The 21604-nt window shown below is 34.2% G+C and carries 18 protein-coding genes; 12 read left to right on the top strand and 6 right to left on the bottom strand.

The annotated features are described in order from the left end of the window. Nucleotides 1–207 precede the first annotated feature (207 nt). Complete coding sequence (rho, locus tag K5R64_RS06660; RefSeq protein ID WP_220762065.1) at nucleotides 208–1962, bottom strand: transcription termination factor Rho; 1755 nt, start codon at nucleotides 1960–1962, stop codon at nucleotides 208–210. A gap of 184 nt (nucleotides 1963–2146) precedes the next feature. Between rho and K5R64_RS06655 the strand changes: the two genes are divergently transcribed. The 3 genes from K5R64_RS06655 (at nucleotide 2147) to K5R64_RS06645 (ending at nucleotide 5153) form a co-directional block, all read left to right on the top strand. Beyond that, the gene (locus tag K5R64_RS06655) at nucleotides 2147–2560 is read left to right on the top strand and encodes a DUF4293 domain-containing protein (RefSeq protein ID WP_220762063.1); all 414 of its coding nucleotides are present in this window, start codon (nucleotides 2147–2149) and stop codon (nucleotides 2558–2560) included. A gap of 209 nt (nucleotides 2561–2769) precedes the next feature. Then, on the top strand, nucleotides 2770–3432 hold the full coding sequence (locus K5R64_RS06650; RefSeq protein WP_220762061.1) for a response regulator transcription factor: 663 nt from the start codon (nucleotides 2770–2772) through the stop codon (nucleotides 3430–3432). Nucleotides 3433–3452: 20 nt separating this feature from the next. Further along, a complete protein-coding gene (locus K5R64_RS06645) occupies nucleotides 3453–5153 on the top strand; it encodes an ATP-binding protein (protein WP_220762058.1) in 1701 nt (566 codons plus the stop codon). Here K5R64_RS06645 and K5R64_RS06640 read toward each other — a convergent pair. Beyond that, a complete protein-coding gene (locus K5R64_RS06640) occupies nucleotides 5150–5647 on the bottom strand; it encodes a metallophosphoesterase (RefSeq protein ID WP_220762056.1) in 498 nt (165 codons plus the stop codon). The two genes, K5R64_RS06645 and K5R64_RS06640, sit on opposite strands and share 4 nt — an antisense overlap. A gap of 209 nt (nucleotides 5648–5856) precedes the next feature. Here K5R64_RS06640 and truA point away from each other — a divergent pair, with 209 nt between their 5' ends. The 3 genes from truA (at nucleotide 5857) to lpdA (ending at nucleotide 10113) form a co-directional block, all read left to right on the top strand. Further along, a complete protein-coding gene (gene truA, locus K5R64_RS06635) occupies nucleotides 5857–6591 on the top strand; it encodes a tRNA pseudouridine(38-40) synthase TruA (RefSeq protein ID WP_220762070.1) in 735 nt (244 codons plus the stop codon). A 135-nt stretch (nucleotides 6592–6726) separates the two neighbouring features. Further along, nucleotides 6727–8481 (top strand): ABC transporter ATP-binding protein, encoded by a 1755-nt coding sequence (locus K5R64_RS06630; protein ID WP_220762054.1) that lies wholly within the window; start codon nucleotides 6727–6729, stop codon nucleotides 8479–8481. Nucleotides 8482–8724: 243 nt separating this feature from the next. After that, on the top strand, nucleotides 8725–10113 hold the full coding sequence (lpdA, locus tag K5R64_RS06625) for a dihydrolipoyl dehydrogenase (protein ID WP_220762052.1): 1389 nt from the start codon (nucleotides 8725–8727) through the stop codon (nucleotides 10111–10113). 517 nt (nucleotides 10114–10630) lie between these two features. On the opposite strand, the gene K5R64_RS06620 is transcribed toward lpdA, so the two are convergent. Together K5R64_RS06620 and K5R64_RS06615 are read right to left on the bottom strand one after the other, a co-directional pair. After that, on the bottom strand, nucleotides 10631–10861 hold the full coding sequence (locus tag K5R64_RS06620; RefSeq protein ID WP_220762050.1) for a hypothetical protein: 231 nt from the start codon (nucleotides 10859–10861) through the stop codon (nucleotides 10631–10633). A gap of 52 nt (nucleotides 10862–10913) precedes the next feature. Continuing rightward, a complete protein-coding gene (locus tag K5R64_RS06615) occupies nucleotides 10914–12308 on the bottom strand; it encodes an MATE family efflux transporter (RefSeq protein WP_220762048.1) in 1395 nt (464 codons plus the stop codon). Nucleotides 12309–12538: 230 nt separating this feature from the next. On the opposite strand from K5R64_RS06615, the gene K5R64_RS06610 reads away from it, so the two are divergent. Further along, nucleotides 12539–13054 (top strand): hypothetical protein, encoded by a 516-nt coding sequence (locus K5R64_RS06610; protein ID WP_374758129.1) that lies wholly within the window; start codon nucleotides 12539–12541, stop codon nucleotides 13052–13054. Nucleotides 13055–13214: 160 nt separating this feature from the next. Here K5R64_RS06610 and lpxK read toward each other — a convergent pair whose 3' ends face one another. Beyond that, nucleotides 13215–14240 (bottom strand): tetraacyldisaccharide 4'-kinase, encoded by a 1026-nt coding sequence (gene lpxK / locus K5R64_RS06605; protein WP_220762046.1) that lies wholly within the window; start codon nucleotides 14238–14240, stop codon nucleotides 13215–13217. A gap of 83 nt (nucleotides 14241–14323) precedes the next feature. Here lpxK and K5R64_RS06600 point away from each other — a divergent pair, with 83 nt between their 5' ends. The 5 genes from K5R64_RS06600 (at nucleotide 14324) to K5R64_RS06580 (ending at nucleotide 20389) form a co-directional block, all read left to right on the top strand. Then, nucleotides 14324–15418: a Nif3-like dinuclear metal center hexameric protein gene (locus K5R64_RS06600; protein WP_220762043.1), complete on the top strand. Its 1095-nt coding sequence runs from the start codon at nucleotides 14324–14326 to the stop codon at nucleotides 15416–15418. A 3-nt stretch (nucleotides 15419–15421) separates the two neighbouring features. Then, the gene (locus K5R64_RS06595) at nucleotides 15422–16201 is read left to right on the top strand and encodes a zinc ribbon domain-containing protein (RefSeq protein WP_220762041.1); all 780 of its coding nucleotides are present in this window, start codon (nucleotides 15422–15424) and stop codon (nucleotides 16199–16201) included. A gap of 39 nt (nucleotides 16202–16240) precedes the next feature. Then, on the top strand, nucleotides 16241–17089 hold the full coding sequence (locus K5R64_RS06590; RefSeq protein ID WP_220762040.1) for an alpha/beta hydrolase: 849 nt from the start codon (nucleotides 16241–16243) through the stop codon (nucleotides 17087–17089). An 82-nt stretch (nucleotides 17090–17171) separates the two neighbouring features. Beyond that, complete coding sequence (gene rluF / locus K5R64_RS06585; RefSeq protein WP_220762038.1) at nucleotides 17172–17984, top strand: 23S rRNA pseudouridine(2604) synthase RluF; 813 nt, start codon at nucleotides 17172–17174, stop codon at nucleotides 17982–17984. 170 nt (nucleotides 17985–18154) lie between these two features. Next, complete coding sequence (locus K5R64_RS06580) at nucleotides 18155–20389, top strand: response regulator (protein ID WP_220762036.1); 2235 nt, start codon at nucleotides 18155–18157, stop codon at nucleotides 20387–20389. Nucleotides 20390–20821: 432 nt separating this feature from the next. Here the strand turns inward: K5R64_RS06580 and K5R64_RS06575 are convergent, their stop codons facing one another. Then, nucleotides 20822–21568, bottom strand: a complete 747-nt coding sequence (locus K5R64_RS06575; RefSeq protein WP_220762035.1) for a LytTR family DNA-binding domain-containing protein — start codon at nucleotides 21566–21568, stop codon at nucleotides 20822–20824. Between the last annotated feature and the right edge of the window lie 36 nt (nucleotides 21569–21604).

Genomic DNA, 21604 nt, shown 5'->3' with positions numbered 1-21604 from the left:
CATTGAATAGTCTTTTTGAGTTCGCTTTACATAACTAGAGATTTCTTTCATAACGATGTTTTTTTTTGTGTATCGTTATTTCAGGACGGGACAATTTCAAATAACAAAAAAGCTCCAATATCATTGAGAAATTGGAGCTTTTTGCTATTATTTATTTTAAATTATCACTAGCAATCTAATTGATTGATTTTTGAAATTGTTTTTGAATTAGTCATTCATCGAAATTAAAAACTCTTCGTTATTTCTGGTTTTCTTAAAACGATCATTAATAAAATCCATCGCCTCTATTGGATTCATATCTGATAAATATTTACGCATAATCCACATGCGTTGTAAGGTATTATCGTCTAGCAATAAATCGTCTCTACGGGTACTTGATGAAGTCAAATCCACTGCTGGAAAAATTCGTTTGTTTGCAATTTTTCTATCCAATTGCAACTCCATATTACCTGTGCCTTTAAACTCTTCAAAAATCACCTCATCCATTTTGGAACCTGTTTCTGTCAAAGCGGTAGCAATTATACTTAAAGAGCCGCCATTTTCTACATTACGTGCAGCTCCAAAAAAGCGTTTAGGCTTCTGTAACGCATTAGCATCAACACCTCCACTCAACACCTTACCTGATGCTGGTTGAACTGTATTGTAAGCTCTCGCTAAACGGGTAATAGAATCCAAAAGCACTACCACATCATGCCCACATTCTACTAACCTTTTAGATTTCTCTAGAACAATATTAGCAATTTTCACGTGTTCTTGTGGCTCACGATCAAAAGTAGAAGCAATCACCTCTCCACGCACGCTACGTTGCATATCCGTTACCTCTTCTGGACGTTCGTCAATCAACAATACTATCAAATATACCTCTGGATGATTGGCTGCTATCGCATTTGCAATTTCTTTCAACAACATGGTTTTACCCGTTTTGGGTTGCGCTACAATCATTCCACGTTGTCCTTTCCCTATTGGAGAAAACAAATCTATAATACGAGTGGAAATAGTACTTTGTCTTTCAGCCAATTTAAATTTTTCTGACGGAAAAACGGGAGTTAGATGTTCAAATGAAATTCTGTCTCTCACCACCTGCGGGTCGTGTCCGTTTATCTTAAGCACGCGTACTAAAGGGAAAAATTTCTCTCCTTCTTTTGGCGGTCGCACTACACCTTTTACAGTATCTCCTGTTTTCAATCCAAAAAGACGAATTTGAGAGGTTGACAGATAAATATCATCAGGTGAGGCCAAATAATTATAATCTGATGAACGTAAGAAACCATACCCATCAGGCATCATTTCTAACACCCCTTCGCTTTCAATAATTCCATCAAATTCAAAATCGGCATCTCTGAAATTATTTTTCTTATTCTTAAAATTAGGATTTTGGTTTTGTTGATTCTGTTGGTTTTGTTGGTTTTGCTTATTTTGTTGGTTAGGATTGACTTTTTTAGTCGAACTAGTAGCTTCAGAAACAACCGGAGTTTCTGTAATTTCAGAACTATCTTCTGTTTCTTTTGAATCCTTAACCTCTTCTTTTTCTTTTTTTAGAGCCAGTTTTTTTTCATAAGCCGACTTATTGAACTTGACAATCTTAGGTCCTTTTTTTACTTGTTTTTTACCTTCACTATTAGCCTCTTCGACGGCTTGTTCAGCCATACCTTCAGAAGTTGCTTCAGCAATAGACTCGCTAGCAAGCACTTCTTTTTCTACATCCGCTTTAGCGTTATTTTTTATAACAGCTGTTTTTTTTGCAGGAACAATGCGTGTTCTTTTAGGCTTATCAGCTTCGCTACTAGCTGTTTCCTTGTTCATTTCAGTAGCTGAATCCCCTTTTACACTGGCTTGATGGTCTAAAATTAGACCTATTAAAGTCTCTTTTTTGACACCATTAAATTTTATTGTTTTAGCTGCTTTAGCTATTTCTTGAAGCTCAGTTAGCTTCATTTCTTTTAATGCAGAAATATCAAACATGAAAGTTCTTTGAATTTAATTAATTTGGAAACACTAAGAAAGATAGGTAGTATAATTTTATAATATGAATGGACCGCAGTATGAAGTGCTTACGGTATTGTCTTGCAATAATACGAATAAAATTTAATGATACAATAGTATTTTAAAAAAAGAAAATATATTTTTGTGCCATAAATAAGCAGTAATGATACAAAGAATTCAAACCATTTATTTATTTCTTGCTTTTGCAACGACAGCTATTTTACCCTTTATTTTTCCGTTGTGGACAATGAGTACAGGGGAAAAATATTTATTTATGCAAAATCCGTTTTATGTAATATTGTTTGGACTAAGCACAACATTAAGTATTATTAGCATCATTTCGTTTAAAAAGAGAAAAACTCAATTTGTTCTTGGCAGATTGAATATTATATTAAATTTAATTTTATTAGGATTATTTGTTTATCATTCACTAAATTTATCTGGAGAGACTGTAACCGTTTCTGAGAAAGGTATTGGGATGTTTCTTCCTATTGTTACTATCGTTGTATTAGCACTCGCTAATAAAGCCATCAAAAAGGATGAAGATCTTGTAAAATCTGTGGATCGATTGAGATAAACCTATAAACTTAGTTTATTAGTGCGAAGGAAACCCGAATAAATTTATTCGGGTTTTTTTGTGGACCTCTATTTTCTTATAGCCTACTTTAAAAACTGTTTCAAAAAAGTTTTTTTTCATAAAAATTGTTTAACTTGATGTGACCAAAAACAACTTCAAATTGTTGTAATGATTTTTTTATTAATTTTGGCTCAGCTCATTTAACTCTAATGAAAGAAAAAATACGCATCCACCTTGCCGATGACCACCACGTACTGATTGATGGTGTGAAAACATTACTCAATACTATTTCAAATTTTGAAGTAGTAGGATTATCATTGGATGGCAACTCCTTATACGATGATGTATGTGCTAATAATAGCGACATACTCGTTTTGGACATCAGCATGCCTAAGAAAGACGGACTCGAAGTACTTAGAGAATTCAAGTCAAAAGGTTTCCCTTGTAAAGTGATTATTCTTTCTAGCTATGACGATTTAAAAATCATCAAAGAAGTAATGAATCTTGGCGCTTCTGGTTATTTGACTAAACAATGTGCGGGTGAAAACATTGTTGAAGCTATTCAAACTGTTGCCAATGGTGAAGAATATTTTTGCAAAGTGGTAAGAGAAAAAATATTCAACACTGCCACCCAAAACAATCCACAACTAGTACCCAAAAAACCTTCTACTAACTCACTTCTGACCGAAAGAGAAATCGACATCATCACGCTTATCGCACTAGAATTTAGTGGAAAAGAAATCAGTGAAAAACTTTTTATAAGTACCAATACTGTAGAAACCCATCGAAAAAACATCATTAAAAAACTTAAAGCAAAAAACACTATAAGCATTGTAAAATTTGCCATCAAAAACAATTTAATCAAGTCTTAGCTCCATTACACATATCTTACATGAAATTCATTCGGATAGTTTTAGTTTTTTATTGCACCCTCTTTCTGAATCATCCCTCTGCTTTTTCACAAGAAAAAATTCTCAATGAAAAAGAAGTAACTCAAATGGTTCAAGAGGCTACCCAATTAATGCTTGACGAAAAACACGAAGAATCCTTAATAAAATCTCGTCTTGCTTTGCGACATGCCATTGCGATAAAAAACAACAATTTAATCGCTAATTGCTACAATACTATTGCGGCTAATTTTGACCAATTAACTGAATTTGAAAAAGCTTTTTTTTACTATCGAAAAGGATTGCTCTATGCCCAAAAAACTAAAAATTACAAACTTCACAACTGGCTTTATAACAATATCGCAAACATTTATTGCTTTGACAAAAAAGAATATACAAAAGGAATTTACTACTACAAAAAATCCTTAGAATACAGCAACAAAATAAAGGATACCTCTCAGATTGTTTTTACCAAACTCAATATTACATGGGCCTATTTTGACATTCAAAAATATGATGAAGGCTACCCTTATTTGAAATACATCAATCAACACCATCCAAAATACGGTAAAGAAAACACCCTTGTCGCTTTAAACATGCTCAACGGCATGTATCATTCCTATAAAAACAACAATAATAAAGCAATTCAATATTTTGAAAAAGCGATTAAAAAAGGGCGTCAATTAAATGAAAAATCAGACTTATCATTTACACATCTTGAGTATTCTAAATTTTTATTCAAAAATCATTTTTACAAAAAGGCTTATCAAAACCTCAATCAATACAACACACTTACAGAAGAAATAAATAATGACGACAAATTAAAAAAAGCGAATATCGCAGGCATCAACTTGCAATTAGATGAATACAAAAGAGAAATCGACAACATCTCTACTAAATTTAAAACTCAAGAACAGTTGATGATTGAAAATCAAAATAAAAACAAGCGAATTAGCATTATTATTATTTCGTCTTTAATTATCATCATTATTCTACTCTATTTTTTCTTTCAAAACACGCAACTCAAGCAAAAAAACAAGTTAAAAGATATTCAACGAAAAATCCAAGAAAACATCATTACAGCCTCTATCAACGGTCAAGAATTGGAACGCAAAAAAATTGCTTCTTTTTTGCATGACAACATCAGTGCTTTATTGTCATCGGCTGCTTTACATCTGAGTGTTTTTTCTGCAAAAAACCAAAACAACAGTGAAGAAATCACAAAAATAAAATCTATTTTAATTCAAACCCATTACAAAATCCGAGACCTCTCTCATAGGTTACTCCCCTCATTGTTGGCCCGTTTTGGACTGTTTTATGCATTAAACGATTTGTGCGAAATGAATTCTAACTCCACCTTACACTTTGATTACCAAAGCAACATCCCATCTACGACACGCTACAACGAAGATTTCGAGATGAGGATGTATTTTATTGTTAGTGAATTATTGAATAATATTATCAAGCACAGTGAAGCCAGCCAAGCCATTATCACATTGAATGAAAAAGAGGCGAAACTAAACATTGAAGTAAAGGACAACGGAAAAGGATTTGAAATCAAGCAGTATCAAACCATTGAAGGCTTTGGACTCAATCAAATCCGGGCTAGAATAAAAAACATGGGAGGAAAATGTACTATTCATTCAACGATAAATTCTGGCACTACCATTTCTATTATCGCCCCCATCGAATACCAAAATAGCTAAACCCGTTTCTCTATTTCAATAATTTCTAAATCTTTGATTTTATCACCTTCAATCACAAACCGCAACATCGTTCGTACTTGATGAAAACCACTTTTGCCACATGCACCCGGATTCATGTGTAATAAATTCATTTTTTTATCATATTGGACTTTCAAAATATGGGAGTGCCCACAAATAAATAATTGAGGAGGATTTGCTAATAACTCAGCGCGAATATTGGAATTGTATTTTCCAGGATAGCCTCCAATATGTGTTATCCACACATCGACCCCCTCACAGATAAAACGGTTGTGTAATGGAAATTCTAAACGAGCTTGAGCATCGTCAATATTACCGTAAACAGCACGTAGAGGCTTGTGTTTTTTTAATGTATCAGTTACTACCAAATCTCCAATATCTCCCGCATGCCAAACTTCATCAGCTTGAACAACATATTTTAAAATCGTATCGTCAATATGACTGTGCGTATCTGAGAGTAAAAGAATTTTTTTCATTTAAAAAAGGCATTAACCAATAGGCTTTATGTCGCAAAGATACTAAGTTGCCCTCTTTCCAAGTGAAAATTATTTATTCCAATGATATCATTTGTTTTTGGCTATCTAAGTTTCTTAAGTAATTATGACTTAGTTACCATTAAATTTTAACCTTTTCACAACACAAAAACTTTGTACCTTTGAAACTCTTAAACTTTGAGATTAAAAACTTGAGATATTTTATAAAACTGGCTTATAACGGGACACATTATCACGGTTGGCAGTCGCAACCCAATGCTGCATCAGTACAACAAACGCTGAACAATGCACTGTCACTCTTGCTACAAACACCTACTAACATCATGGGAGCAGGTCGTACCGATACAGGTGTACATGCTCGGGAAATGTATGCCCATTTTGATTATGAAATCGCAATTGATTCGAACAAATTAATACACAAACTCAATTCCTTTTTACCCAAAGACATCGCTGTTTTTGATATTATCCAAGTTGAGAACGAAGCACATTCTCGTTTTGATGCCACAAAGAGAACATACCAATACCACATTCACACTTTTAAAGATGTTTTTTTGACCGAACAAAGTTGGTACCTCAATCAAAAACTAGACATTGCTTTGATGAATGAAGCTGCAAAAATCCTTTTCAATCATACCGATTTTCAATGTTTTTCAAAAACAAATACAGATGTAAACACCTTTGATTGCACGATTTTTGAAGCTCATTGGAAAGAAGAAAAAAACCAACTTATTTTTACCATTTCGGCTAATCGTTTTTTGAGAAATATGGTGCGAGCCATTGTCGGTACATTGGTAAATGTAGGGATGCACAAAATCAATTTAACTGATTTTGAAAACATTATTAAAGAAAAAAATCGAGAGAAGGCTGGATTTTCAGTTCCTGCTCATGGTTTATATTTGACAAAGATTGAATATCCATATTTGTAAAATTTGGAATTTTCGAATTTTCATAATTGTTGTAAAAACCAACAGTAAATAGTTCTGAATAGTGCTCATCCAAAGAATCAAAAGAGCAACAGAATTGAATATAATACTAAAAACAGAGCGTTAGGCTCCTATAAGATGAAGGCAAAAGCATTTGATATACGATTATTTAAAAGAATTTTAGAATACACAAAACCTTACAAATGGCGATTCAATGGCGTGGTAGTTTTTGCTATTTCCCTTTCCTTATTTGCCGCTCTTCGTCCTTATTTATTAAAACAAACAGTTGATAATTACATTCAAACCGAAGATGCGTACGGACTTTTATATTACATCACCCTGATGGGAATTGTGTTGTTATTAGAGGTTTTTTCACAATTTTATTTTGTCTATTGGGCAAACTGGCTCGGACAAGATATTGTAAAAGACATCCGCATCAAGCTCTTTAAACATATTTTGAGTTTCCGAATGAAATACTTCGACTTAGTACCTGTGGGGCAACTCGTAACCCGTTCCGTATCAGACATTGAAGCCATTGCTCGAATTTTTAGCCAAGGTCTTTTTATGATTATAAGTGATTTGATGAAAATGGTAGTCGTACTTGGTTTTATGCTGTATATGAACTGGAAACTAACTTGGATTGTCATCATTGCCATGCCTATTCTAGTCTATTTTACTCGAATTTTTCAACGAAAAATGCAGGTCGCTTTTGAAGAAGTACGTACAGAAATCGCCAACATGAACACTTTTGTACAAGAACGTGTAACGGGAATGAAAATTGTACAACTCTTTAACCGTGAAACGATTGAATCTAACAAATTTAAAGAAATCAATCACAAACACAAAACCGCTTGGATCAAAACCATCTTATACAACTCTATTTTTTTCCCTATAGCGGATATTATTTCATCCTTAACTTTAGGATTTGTGGTTCTTTATGGAGGAATAAAAATTTTGAATGGAGACAATTTTACCACTTTTGGAGATTTATTTTCATACACCATGTTTATAGGAATGTTATTTAATCCTTTACGTCAAATTGCAGATAAGTTCAACGAGATGCAATTGGGTATGATTGCTGCCAATCGTGTATTTGAAATAATAGACACACAAGACCAAATTCAAGACACAGGTCAAAAAGAAGCACCTGTATTTGATGGAAATATTTCCTTTAAACAAGTACGTTTTGGCTACATCCCTAACGAAGAAGTAATCAAAGGAATCGATTTGACCGTTAATGCAGGAGAAACTGTCGCTATAGTAGGTTCTACGGGTGCAGGAAAATCAACAATTATCAATTTACTTAATCGTTTTTACGAAATAAACAGTGGCACCATTTGCATAGATGACCACAATATTAATGACTATACTCTCAGTTCACTACGCAAACAAATTGCAGTGGTCTTACAAGATGTCTTTTTATTTGCAGATACCATTTACAACAATATTACACTCAACAATCCTGAAATCAGTAGAGAGCAAGTGCACAAAGCCGCTCAAGAAATTGGAGTACACGATTTCATTATGAGCCTGCCAGACAACTATGATTTTGATGTAAAGGAGCGTGGTGTTATGTTATCATCCGGACAGCGCCAGTTGATTGCATTTTTACGAGCTTATGTAAGCAATCCTAGTATTTTGATTTTGGACGAAGCTACTTCCTCAATTGATACCTATTCAGAAGAATTAATACAGCAAGCCACCGAAACCATTACTCAAGGACGAACCTCCATTGTCATTGCGCACCGCTTAGCTACCATAGTTAATGCCGATAAAATTGTGGTAATGGACCAAGGTCTTATTGTTGAACAAGGCACCCACCAAGAATTAATCAACAAAGAAACGGGATATTACAAAAACCTGTATGACTCACAGTTTTCGTTAGCCAATTAGCACCAATAAAAGGCCTTATCGCAATTAGAATAAGTAGTTGGGTAATTATCAATTATGCAAAACGATTTAAAATTATTCTGTTTTTTCGAAATTTTGTTAGTTTAATACTTTATTTCATTGAAACTTTTTCAAAACAGAATAAATCCTTAAATTCGCCCCATCATTTAACATCGAATAAACATAAAATTGAAAAACGCTTTTGCGAATTCCATTTTTACAACTTAAAAAATAAAACACAACAAAATGAAATACGATATCATAGTTTTAGGAAGTGGTCCTGGCGGATATGTTACAGCCATTAGAGCATCACAATTAGGTTTTAAAGTAGCTGTAATTGAGAAAGAAAACCTTGGAGGGATTTGTTTGAACTGGGGTTGTATCCCAACGAAAGCCTTGTTAAAATCGGCTCAAGTTTTTGATTATTTAAAACATGCCTCTGACTACGGATTGACCGTTTCCTCTTTTGATAAAGATTTCCCTGCAGTAATTCAACGTAGTCGTTCAGTAGCTGACGGAATGAGTAAAGGTGTTCAATTTTTGATGAAAAAAAATAAAATTGACATCATCAATGGTTTTGGAAAAGTAAAACCAGGAAAAAAAGTAGATGTTACAGATAAAGACAATAAAGTTACTGAATATAGCGCTGACCATATTATTATTGCTACTGGTGCTCGTTCTCGTGAATTACCTAATTTACCACAAGATGGAGTAAAAGTAATTGGATACCGTCAAGCAATGTCCTTACCTAAGCAACCAGAATCGATGATTGTGGTAGGTTCTGGAGCTATTGGAGTTGAATTTGCTTATTTTTACAATTCAATGGGAACCAAAGTTACTATTGTAGAGTTCATGCCAAATGTAGTTCCTGTTGAAGACGAAGATATCTCAAAACAATTTGAGCGTTCTTTGAAAAAATCAGGAATTGAAGTAATGACAAACGCTTCAGTTGAGCGCATTGATACTTCAGGAAAAGGAGTAAAAGCTTTTGTCAAAACTGCCAAAGGAGAAGTAGAATTAGAGGCAGATATCTTATTATCTGCGGTAGGTATCAAAACTAACATTGAAAATATCGGATTAGAAGAAGTAGGTATTGCTACTGATAGAGATAAAATCTTAGTAAACGCATATAACCAAACGAACATTCCAGGCTACTATGCTATCGGAGATGTGACTCCTGGGCAGGCTTTAGCACACGTGGCTTCAGCTGAAGGAATCAATTGTGTTGAAAAAATTGCAGGAATGCACGTAGAACCAATTGACTACGGCAATGTACCAGGTTGTACCTATGCAACTCCTGAAATTGCTTCTGTAGGATTAACGGAAAAAGCCGCTAGAGAAAAAGGATATGATTTAAAAATTGGTAAATTCCCATTCTCTGCTTCTGGTAAAGCAAAGGCAGCAGGAAATGCCGATGGATTTGTAAAAGTAATTTTTGATGCTAAATATGGAGAATGGCTAGGCTGTCACATGATTGGAGCTGGTGTTACAGACATGATTGCTGAAGCGGTAGTAGCACGTAAACTTGAAACTACAGGTCATGAAATCTTAAAAGCCATCCACCCTCACCCAACAATGAGTGAAGCAGTAATGGAAGCGGTAGCTGATGCTTATGGTGAAGTTATTCACTTGTAAGAATCACTCTCTTTAATAAATTAAAATCCGATTTGTGAAAACGAATCGGATTTTTTATTTGGTAATGTAGCTAAAAAACTAGCCGATTTTTAACGCAGATTTCATGTATCTTCAACACAAATCCTAATTACACAGTAGAAATCTACTCAATTTTATTTTTCTTCAAATTCAGGCACTTACTCAATTTTTTATCATTGCCCCGAGAGCTTTGTTCGAACTGGCGAAGCAAATAGTTTACTATTCCTTCTTCAAAAAATCTCCGAGAGCCCTGAATTTATTGAAAAAATTGGTTCCCCTACGAAGTTTACTGCGGAATTTGAGATAAAAAAACTTTGTCGTACGTTTTATCGCTATTACCTACCTATTCGCAGACAAAATACATTCAAAATACGATGTAATTTCCTGAGTTTTTTTACCCTTTTTTTGAATATAAAAACCAAAAAAATACCCCAATTAGCCATTTACTATTGGGGTACTATCTCGGACTGACGGTTACAAAAAAAAGCAACTAAATCATTTAGTCATTCTCATAACGCTCCATTTCACGGTCATAAAAAGCATTTGCTGCTTCAATCAAACCTTCCATTTCAGCATTCAATTCAGCTTCGTCAAGATCTTCAGGTTCTTCTAAAAACTCTACTTCATCATCTTTCAAGTTAATAATAAATCGGGGATAGTCTAAATGAATGATAAAAATATCTTCTGGACAATCCGTATTGTCGCCTAGTAAAAATTTTGGTAATTCCATTGTGTGAAATATGAAGTTATGAGTTATTAATTTTGAATTATTTAAGTTGATTTTAATTAATCGAAGTGTTGTTACTCGCTTCTGCTATCATTTTTTTAGTCAAATAATTAAAGCGAAGATACAAAAATAAAGCCGCTGTTGATAAGCCTGCCAAAAGTCCAATCCAAATTCCAATAGCATTTAAAGCGGTAAACAATCCCAACCAAATACAAATAGGAAAACCTACAATCCAATACGCCAAAAAAGTAATGTACATGGGGATTTTTACATCCTGTAACCCTCTTAAAGCCCCCAACATTACTACCTGAATACCATCTGAAATTTGGAAAACAGCAGCTACCAACAATAAATTGGAGGCAATTTCTACCACTTCTTTATTTTGAGCTAAATCCATGAGATTAGTAGAATCCATAAACCAATGCGGCAAGTATCCATGAAACAACACAAAGAAAACAGCAAAAAACATTTCGAGTAAAATGGCCAAGATAAAAATAGACAAGGCTACAAGACGTAATTTTTTATAGTCTTTCAATCCTTTTTGATTTCCTACTCTAATGGTTGCAGCCACACTCAATCCCATAGCAAACATAAAGGTAAACGAAGCCAAACTCAATGCAATTTGGTTTGCGGCTTGCTCGGCTACTCCTAACCGACCCGAGAGCCAAACAGCAGCAGTAAACAACCCCACCTCAAAAAACATTTGTAATGCCGAAGGTGCCCCTAATTTTATCATCTCAACATTCACTTTTTTTTGTATTTTCTGAAGAGAAAAACCTTCAAAAAAGGGATGAAACTTTGCCTTTCGCTTCATTTTATAATGCAAATACCCCAACATGACAAATCGAGAAACTAAAGTCCCTACAGCCGCCCCCATAAAACCCATTTTAGGAAACAGCCAAATCCCATAAATCAAAACATAGTTCAAAACCACATTGACAATATTACCCCATAATGTGGCCCACATAGCATATTTGGTTTCGCTCATCCCATCAGCAAATTGCTTGTACCCTTGAAAAATAATTAAAGGCACTAACGAAAAAGCAATGACATTCATAAATGGTTTGGCTAAATCAACCACATGCGAAGGTTGCCCCATGCTATCCATCCAAGGTTTGACTATTAAAATACCACCAAAAAGCAACACCCCTAAAAGAGTACACAAATACAACCCATGATGAAAAGCGGTGCGTCCTTCGGGGATATCTTTTTTTCCATCTGCCGCAGCGGCCATGGGAGTAATCGCTGTAGAAAACCCAATCCCTAATGACATCGCTACAAAGACCAAACTATTAGCCAATGAAGCTGCAGCTAATTCAGCAGGACCTATATGCCCCACCATTATATTATCTACAATCCCCACAACAGTATGCCCAAGCATACCAATAATGATGGGATACGCTAATTTAAAATTATATGAAAATTCTTTGGTATAGGCTGCTATAGTCACGTATTATTTTTTTTCCGAAGGCAAAGGTAAGCAGATGCTTTTATATTCGATAGGAAATCGAACTTTTAAGTGATCCCGTCCATATTATCAAATGAATCTAAAAATTATACAACATTATCAATAAATCTTATAAATAGAGGTTGAGTCAATGTTCTAAATTTGCCAATACACAATCAAATTGGCGTAATACATCAATCAACGCCTATTATTATTAATCTAAATCAAATATTATGAAAATGACATTTAAATTCAAAAACGCAGCTTTGGCAGGACTCGCCCTATTTTTTTGCACAACTACATTTGCTCAAGATAAAATGACCTCTGATTACGACCAAGGTTTCCGTTTAGGATTTGGTCTTAATGCTGGAGTACCCACTAACGAAGACTTTTACAATTACGCCTTAGGTGCCGATGCAAGATTACAATATGATTTATCCAAAAAAACATCTTTGATTCTGACGTCAGGTTTTACAAATTTATTCATCAGCAACGACCGAAAAGATCTTGGTATCATTCCTGTTAAAGCAGGTTTCAAAGCCTTTGTTTGGGAAGACCAATTTTATGTATTAGGTGAAGTAGGTGGTGCTTTTGCGGTAACAAATAAAGTAAACCAACACACGTACTTATTTGCTCCCGGAATTGGATACGCTACTAAATACATTGATGTAAGTTTGCGTTACGAAGGGTACACTGAATACGACACCAATCAAATTGCATTGCGTTTGGCTTACGGATTTAAATTATAAAAATTGATTGTAAAAATCAAATTACTCATAAATACCACAAATACGGAGACAAGCTTGTATATTTTTCAAGTATGAAATTAAAATACAAGAACATTTTTTATAATCCTTTAAAAATCAACTTCTATCATTCATTTGATAGGGTTGATTTTTTTATTGAAGCTTACCCACGGATATCAAATTGCTCGACGAAACGATTAATTGTGGTTTCAAATTGAGTTTGTTTCCCTAACAACTTACTTTTTATAGGTAAATAATACAATTGATTTTGCAAAATACTATCCTTCAAACGCACATAATCTTTTTCAGTAGTAACAATCCTTTTTCCTTGGGTCTTTGTTTCAATTTCTAACAAATCACTATCTGAAAAATGATAATGATCAGGATAGGTCAAACAGAGAGTACTTTGATTTTTTAAATATTCAAAAAAAGGCTTTGGTTTGGCAATACCTGCCAGCAAAACAAAATCATTGTTTGTAAGTTCTTTTACTTCCAATTGTCCCGACTTACCATACACCATCGTATCATACGCTATCGTAGAAAAATACAACTCTTGACTAGACAACAACTGCAGTTTTTCTTCAATTTGCTTTTGTTCTTCAACAGAAAGATTGGTGGGACATTTAGTTACCACAACTATCTTTGCTCGGCTCGCACCACTCCGCCACTCTCTTAAATTTCCCATTGGCAAAACCGCATCATCAACGTACAAATCGCCATAAGCGGTAAGCAAAACATACAATCCTGCCTTCACTTTTCGATGTTGATAGGCATCATCTAGCAAAATAATTTCTGGTTTATCAATTTGCGAGAGCAATTGTTGAATGCCGTTAGTTCGATCCGCATCAACTGCTACTTGAATATGAGGGAATTTTTGATAATACTGATAGGGTTCATCTCCGAGAATCAACGCATTGGCATTGGCATCAGCCAAAACAAAACCGTTCGATTGCCGTTTGTATCCTCGACTCAAAGTGGCTACTTTGTATTTATCCCCTAGCAGTCGAACTAAGTTTTCAATTTGAGGCGTTTTCCCAGTCCCACCCACACTTAAATTTCCAACTGCAATAACAGGCACATCAAAAGAAGTCGCTTTTAAAATCCCTTTGTCAAATAAAAAATTACGAATAGCCGTAATCAGTCCGTACAACAAAGCAAAAGGAAAAAGAATTTTTCTAATAAATTTCATTTTACAAAAATAGAATAATTTATCTTTGAACTGATACGCGCCATTCATTTGATTTTAGATGTTAACCTTATAAATCCCAAACTGTGAAAATAAACGAAATCCTTACCGTACTTGAAGAAATGGCTCCTTTGAGCTATGCAGAAGATTTTGACAATGTAGGCTTATTAGTAGGTAATCCAGCCACTGAAGCTACAGGAATTTTGGTTTGTCATGACGCATTGGAAAGTGTCATCGATGAAGCCGTCAAAAACAACTGTAATTTGGTCGTTTGTTTTCATCCAATTCTTTTTTCCGGGTTAAAGAAAATTACTGGTAAAAATTATGTTGAAAAAGCCATTATTAAAGCCATCAAAAACGACATCGCTATCTACGCTGTTCATACCGCGCTGGACAATCATCAAGAAGGCGTCAATAAAATATTCTGCAATACTTTAGGTCTTATGAATTGTAAAATATTAATTCCAAAACCTAACTTCATTCGAAAACTTGTTACCTATACTATTCCTGAAAACGCCGAAAAAGTTAGAAACGCCTTATTTGAAGCAGGAGCTGGAAATATCGGTAATTATGAGGATTGTAGTTTTAACTCCAAAGGAATTGGAACCTACATGGGGAACGAAAATAGTAATCCCGAAATAGGAGTACGATTTGAATTTGTAGAAAATGAAGAAATCAAAATCGAAGTGACTTTCGAAAAGCATTTAGAATCTAAAATTTTGAACGCTTTATTTACAAATCATGTTTATGAAGAAGTGGCTTATGAAATTTATGACATTCAAAACACACATCAAAATATTGGCTTAGGGATGATTGGCGAACTCGAAACGCCTATGGAAGGCAGAGAGTTCTTGTATTTTGTAAAAGAAAAAACACAAGCCGAAGGCATCAGACATTCGGCACTTTTAGGAAAAAAAATTAAAAAAGTAGCCGTATTGGGTGGCTCGGGTAGTTTTGCTATTAAAAACGCTATCAAAGCAGGTGCCGATATCTTCTTAACTGCTGATTTAAAATACCATCAGTTTTATGAGGCCGAAAACCAACTGATTTTAGCAGATATTGGACATTTTGAATCAGAACGTTATACAAAAAACTATATTGTTGATTATCTTAGAAAAAAAATACTTAATTTTGCCATCATTTTATCCGAAGAAAATACAAATCCAGTTAAGTACTTATAGAATATGACGAATACGAAAGAATTAAGCGTTGAGGAAAAATTAAGAGCGATTTATGATTTACAATTAATCGACTCTAGAATTGACGAAATTAGAAACGTGAGAGGAGAACTTCCTCTTGAGGTAGAGGATTTAGAAGATGAAGTGGCAGGCTTAACTACACGTTCTGAAAAATTAAAAGGCGATCTTGAAGTTATTGAAGAGCAAATCAAAGCAAAAAAGATTGCAATTGAAGAACACAAAGAGTCTATAAAAAAATACACCAAACAACAAGAAACAGTTCGTAACAACCGTGAATTCAACTCTTTGACAAAAGAAATTGAATTCCAAGAGCTTGAAATTCAATTAGCTGAAAAGCAAATCAAAGAAATGAAAGCGTCTATCGAACATAAAAAAGAGGTTATTGCTCAATCTAAGGAAAAACTTGAATTGAAATCAAACCACTTAAAACATAAAAAAGCGGAATTGGATTCTATTTTATCAGAAACGGCTAAAGAAGAATCCTTTTTGATGGAAAAATCAGAAGAGTTCAGAGCGCAAATTGAGCCTCGTTTATTAGCTGCTTATGACCGTATTCGTTCTAGTGTTCGCAACGGATTAGCTGTTGTTTCTATCGAAAGAGGTGCTTCTGCAGGTTCTTTCTTTACTATCCCACCGCAAACTCAAGTTGAAATTGCTTCAAGAAAGAAAATCATCACTGATGAACATTCAGGAAGAATCTTAGTAGATAGCTCACTTGCTGAAGAAGAAAAAGAAAAGATGGAAAATTTATTTGCCACTTTCTAAAAATCATACAAGCCACGCCTCAAAGCGTGGCTTTTTTATATGAAAAAAGTATTTTATTTTATCTTTACTAAGTCCATTGGACTATACCTTAACTTATTAAGTTTTGCTTTTCCCGAAAAAGCGAATCAGTTGGCATTTGCCCTTTTTAGCCAACCTCGTAAAGGAAAACTACACCCCCAACAATTACCCAAAACGCTTGCAAAAGCCACTTTTAAATCCATTACTCATAAAGGCGAAAACATTGCTACTTACCTTTGGGAAGGAAACGACACTGTTATCCTTTTGGTTCATGGCTGGGAAAGCAACTCCTCGAGATGGAAAAAAACTTTGCCTTATTTACAAGCTACAGGCAGCACCATCGTAGCATTAGATGCTCCTGCGCATGGACTATCAAGCGGAACAGAATTTTCTATTCCTAAATATGCGGAATGGATAAACGTTCTTGTACAAGAATACCAACCTAAATACCTTATTGGTCACTCCTTTGGTGGTAAAACCAGTTTGTATTACCAATCTCATTATGAAAACCATTCGATTGAAAAGACGGTTATCTTAGGCGCACCTGATGAATTCAAAACCATTCTTTACAATTACACCGATTTACTTAGTTTAAAATCCTCAATTATCAAAGGACTTGAAGTAAAATACGCTAACGTATTCCAAAAAGAACTAGATGAATTTACAGGAAAACATTTTGCTTCTAAAATCAAAACCAAGGGACTTATAGCCCACGACATCCACGATACGATTGTGCTTTTTGACGAGGGGAAAAAAATTGCTACGGCTTGGGAAAATGCTGTTTTTATTGAAACAACAGGCCTGGGTCATGCCTTACATGACGAAGCGCTCTACCACCAAGTAATCTCTTTTTTATTTGAAACAAAATAACAAAGAAGTTATCCCTTAATTTAAACCTTTCATTTTTATCTATCCTAAACAAGGAACGAACTAATTTTGTTATTTTTGCACCATGGAAGATAATCTAAAAAGACTCAATAAATTCATTGGCGAAACAGGATTCTGTTCTCGACGTGAAGCCGATAAATACATAGAACAAGGAAGGGTTACTATTAATGGCACTGTTCCAGAATTAGGAACCAAAGTAGCTCCTGATGACGAAGTACGTATTGACGGCAAATTGATTCGGGAAAGTCGGGAAAAACCAGTTTACCTTGCTTTCAATAAACCTGTGGGTATTGAATGTACGACCAATTTAGAAGTACAAAACAACATTGTAGATTACATCAATTATCCCAAACGTATTTTTCCAATTGGACGATTAGACAAAGCCAGCGAGGGGTTGATTTTTATGACTAATGATGGAGATATTGTCAATAAAATTCTCCGCGCTCGAAACAACCACGAAAAAGAATATACCGTTACTGTTAACAAACCCATTACCGATAGATTTATCGAACGCATGGGTAATGGTGTCCCCATTCTGGATACAGTTACGCGAAAATGCAAGGTGGAACAAATCTCTAAATACACCTTTAAAATCATTTTGACTCAAGGATTGAATCGTCAAATTCGTCGTATGTGTGAATATTTAGGTTACGAAGTTACCGCTTTGAAACGAATCCGAATTATTAATATTTCATTGGATGTTCCTGTAGGGCGATACCGTGATTTGACTGATGCTGAAATCAAAGAACTTAATCAATTAATAGAACCTTCAAGCAAAACAGAAGAAGCCAGTTTGCCTAAAATTGAACCCACTAAAAGAAAAGCTGATTTCATCAAAAAAAATGATCCGAGGTTTAAGAGAAGAGGGGATTATTAAAAACCAATTGAATTGATAAAGGGAAGTTTAAGCTTCCCTTTATTTAGAACATAATTTCAACCTATTTCGATTATAAATAAAAACAATTCGTTAACCTTTTATTCGAATTATATTAATCTGATTTCGTCACGAGGACTTTAAATTTGTTAGCATAATTTAAAATACCTCCATTGAAATTTTCACTACCTAATATTCGTGATTTTAGAATTCAAATTTTTCTATCATTCACGGTGATGATTCTATTAATCATTATTTGGTTTTTAGTTTACCTTACAATTGACCGAAAAATTGACCATCTTAATGAATTTAGCTATAAATCGTATCGCGTTTCACAAGATTTCAGTGCTAATATCAAACGTTTCCAAACTTTTTTACTCTACGGCTACAAGGAGAAAAATTTCTATGTTCAAAATAATCAGAAAGACCTTCATCAATACATTGGCAATTTAAAGAAGCAACGCGTCGAAGTGGACTTGATTTTTAAAGAATCAGAGGAACTTCATATCGAAACCAACAAAAAGGACTTGTTAAGTTTGTTCAACAAAATTGACAGTCTTACCTCAACCGTGGCTAAATACAAAGAAATTGCCTTAATACGCGGTTTTAAAGACTATGGCATAGAAGGTAAAATGCGTGAAAAAGCCCATCTTTTAGAAAATGAAAAAAAATTAAAAAGTGCCATAATTTTACAATTTCGTCGCCATGAAAAAGACTATCTTTTACGTTCTGAAAAAACTTACATCAAAAAATTTGAGACACTTTACAACAACACCATCAACTCTAATGAAATTGACATCACCACCAAAGAAACCATAAAAGCGTACAAAACTTATTTCAATGAGTTGGTCACGCTAGGCAGTATTTTGGGAGACAACTACAACCAAGGTTTAAATGGAAAAATCAATCAGTTGAATGACGAAATCGAAACTTTGTTTGAACGGATTATCAATCACAATGAAAACAGAATCATCCATTTAAAAAACACTTTGTTTTATTTCCAACTGGCGCAAACTTTACTGATGATTGTAATTGCACTCGTATTGTGCTTTTATCTTTCAAAATATTTCACAAAGGACATCAAACTACTTTCATTGGATATTTCCAATTTTATTGTTTCTAATTTCAAAAAAAACACAACCCCTATTCAACACCAATCTACCATCAAGGAAGTCGATTTTTTGCTAAAAAGTTATAATGTGTTGAAGGAAAGACTGACGGAAAACCTCGACTTCTTAGAAAAAAATACTGAGGCAGCACACAACACCGCTAAATTTAAAACGCAGTTTCTTGCTAATATGAGTCATGAAATTAGGTCTCCTCTCAATGGAGTAATCGGGATGTTGAACATTTTAAAAACGAGCCCATTAAATAGCGAACAAACGGAATATATTGAAATTGCAGAGCATAGTGCCGATCACTTGTTAGGAATTGTTAATATGATTTTGGATCATTCCAAAATGGAAGCGGGCAAAATGAAGTTAGAAGAACACCCTATCCATCTAAAAAAAGAACTTTCTAAATTAATCCGATTATTCGAATACCGAATCAAAGATAAAAACATCACCCTGCATTTTCATTTTGATGACCAAATCACAAATGCGATACTTTGTGATAATTTAAGGTTACAACAAGTATTGATCAACTTATTGGACAATGCCATTAAATTTACTTCCGAAGGTGAGGTGAGACTTGAAGTGCAATTGTTACGTAAAAAAGACAACATACAGTACCTGAATTTTAAAGTTATGGACTCAGGAATTGGTATTGATGTCAAAAAAACAGAAAAGCTGCTTTTAGCTTTTGAACAAGCTGATTTAAGTACTACTCGAAAATACGGTGGCACAGGGCTTGGATTAACCATTTCAAATCAACTCATCATATTGATGGGAGGTAATAAACTCAGCATCATCGCTCTTGAGGGGGGTGGCTCCAGTTTTAGCTTTGATATTCCTTTCCAATTAGATATCAACGCTCTCTTAGAAGAAACAAAACACCAAACAACATCTCCACCACAGGATTTAATTGTTCATAAAGCTTTGATTGTAGAAGACAACATCATCAACCAAAAAGTACTACGAAAACTCTTAGACAAATTGGGCATCCCTTCTGAAATTGCTAATAATGGAAAAGAAGCGGTAACATTGTTCAAAGAAAACGATTATGACATTGTATTTATGGACTTACACATGCCCGAAATGGATGGATTTGAAGCAACTAATAAAATACATAATTTAACAAAATACAAAATAAACAACATCCCGATAATTGCGGTTACCGCCAGTGCCTTTGATGAAGACAAAACCAAAGCTATTGCAAGTGGTATGGATGATTTTATCACCAAGCCAATTGTCCTAAAGAATTTAGAAGAAACCATTGCTAAGCAAATGCAACTCAAAAATGTTTAATCAGTATAGTTTACGATAGCAATAAAAATTCCAAGCAAAGTATAAAAAAGGCAAGAACCAAAATAATAGTACTCATAATACTAATACTGTTCAAAACTCCAATATTGAGAATAAACCGATAGAGCCCTACTCTATGTAACACGTTTTTTTTCATTTTATACACATTCTAATTATTTAGACTGAAAAAAGCTAAAAAACTTGCGTTAAAAAACTTTTCTCAATACGTATTGCACTTATAAATCAGTCAAATTGCTAGTAGCTACTGAAATCTTCTTTAAAAATACTTTAGAAAAACTGCAGGTATAAAACAAATGGCATAAGACGTCTAAAAACTGCTATGAGAGGTATTATTTAGGTGATGACACACTTCAATCCAAAAAAAAAGTCGTCCTTACTTTTGGGACGACATTCTTAAATTGCATTACTCAACTGTTAGCGCAAAATACGAAACTGACTGGCAAATTCTTTGTATTTATCACTTAACAACACCTGGTGATTATTTTGTAAAAGAATCAAGTTATCTTGAGGGACAATCTCAATAATTTTTTCCACATTGACTAAGAAATTTCGATGGGTACGACTAAATACTTTTGGGTCTAAAAGTTCCATTATTTTGGTCAAAGACATCATCACCACAAATTTTTCAGACTCCGTGACAATATTACAATACCTATCTTCCACCTCTACATACAAAATATCTACGAATTGGACTTTTTTCAAAGATTTATTCTTTTTGATAAAAAGAAATTCATTAGTAACCACTGTATTTTGGTCTTCACTCAAAAAAACATTGGGTTGCTCATAAAATTTTTCGACAGCCATCTCCAATGCATAGAGGATTTCCAATTCGTTAAATGGTTTCATCAGAAAGCTAAACGGTTTTGTCAGTTTGGCTCTTTCAAAAATTTGCCTATCCTTAGAACTAGTCAAAAAAACAAAGGGCTTTAATTTATCAGGAACTACGTTAATGGTCTCGGCAAAATTAATCCCTTCTGGCTGTCCATTCAGGAATACGTCTATGATTACAATATCAACAGGATTAGCATAAAATAATTGTAAGGCTTCGCTATAGGTTTGAGCGACTCCTACTATAGTATAATGATGTTGCTCTAAAACCTCAACCAAAGTTTCGCTTTCAGCTATAGTATCTTCAATAATTAAAACATTGATGTTTTCCATATTTTTGTCCCTTGTGATTTGGAGGTATTCGTTTAC

The organism is Flavobacterium sp. UMI-01 (assembly GCF_019656315.1).
GTDB lineage: Bacteria > Bacteroidota > Bacteroidia > Flavobacteriales > Flavobacteriaceae > Flavobacterium.
This window is presented reverse-complemented; position numbering and strand designations above follow the sequence as displayed.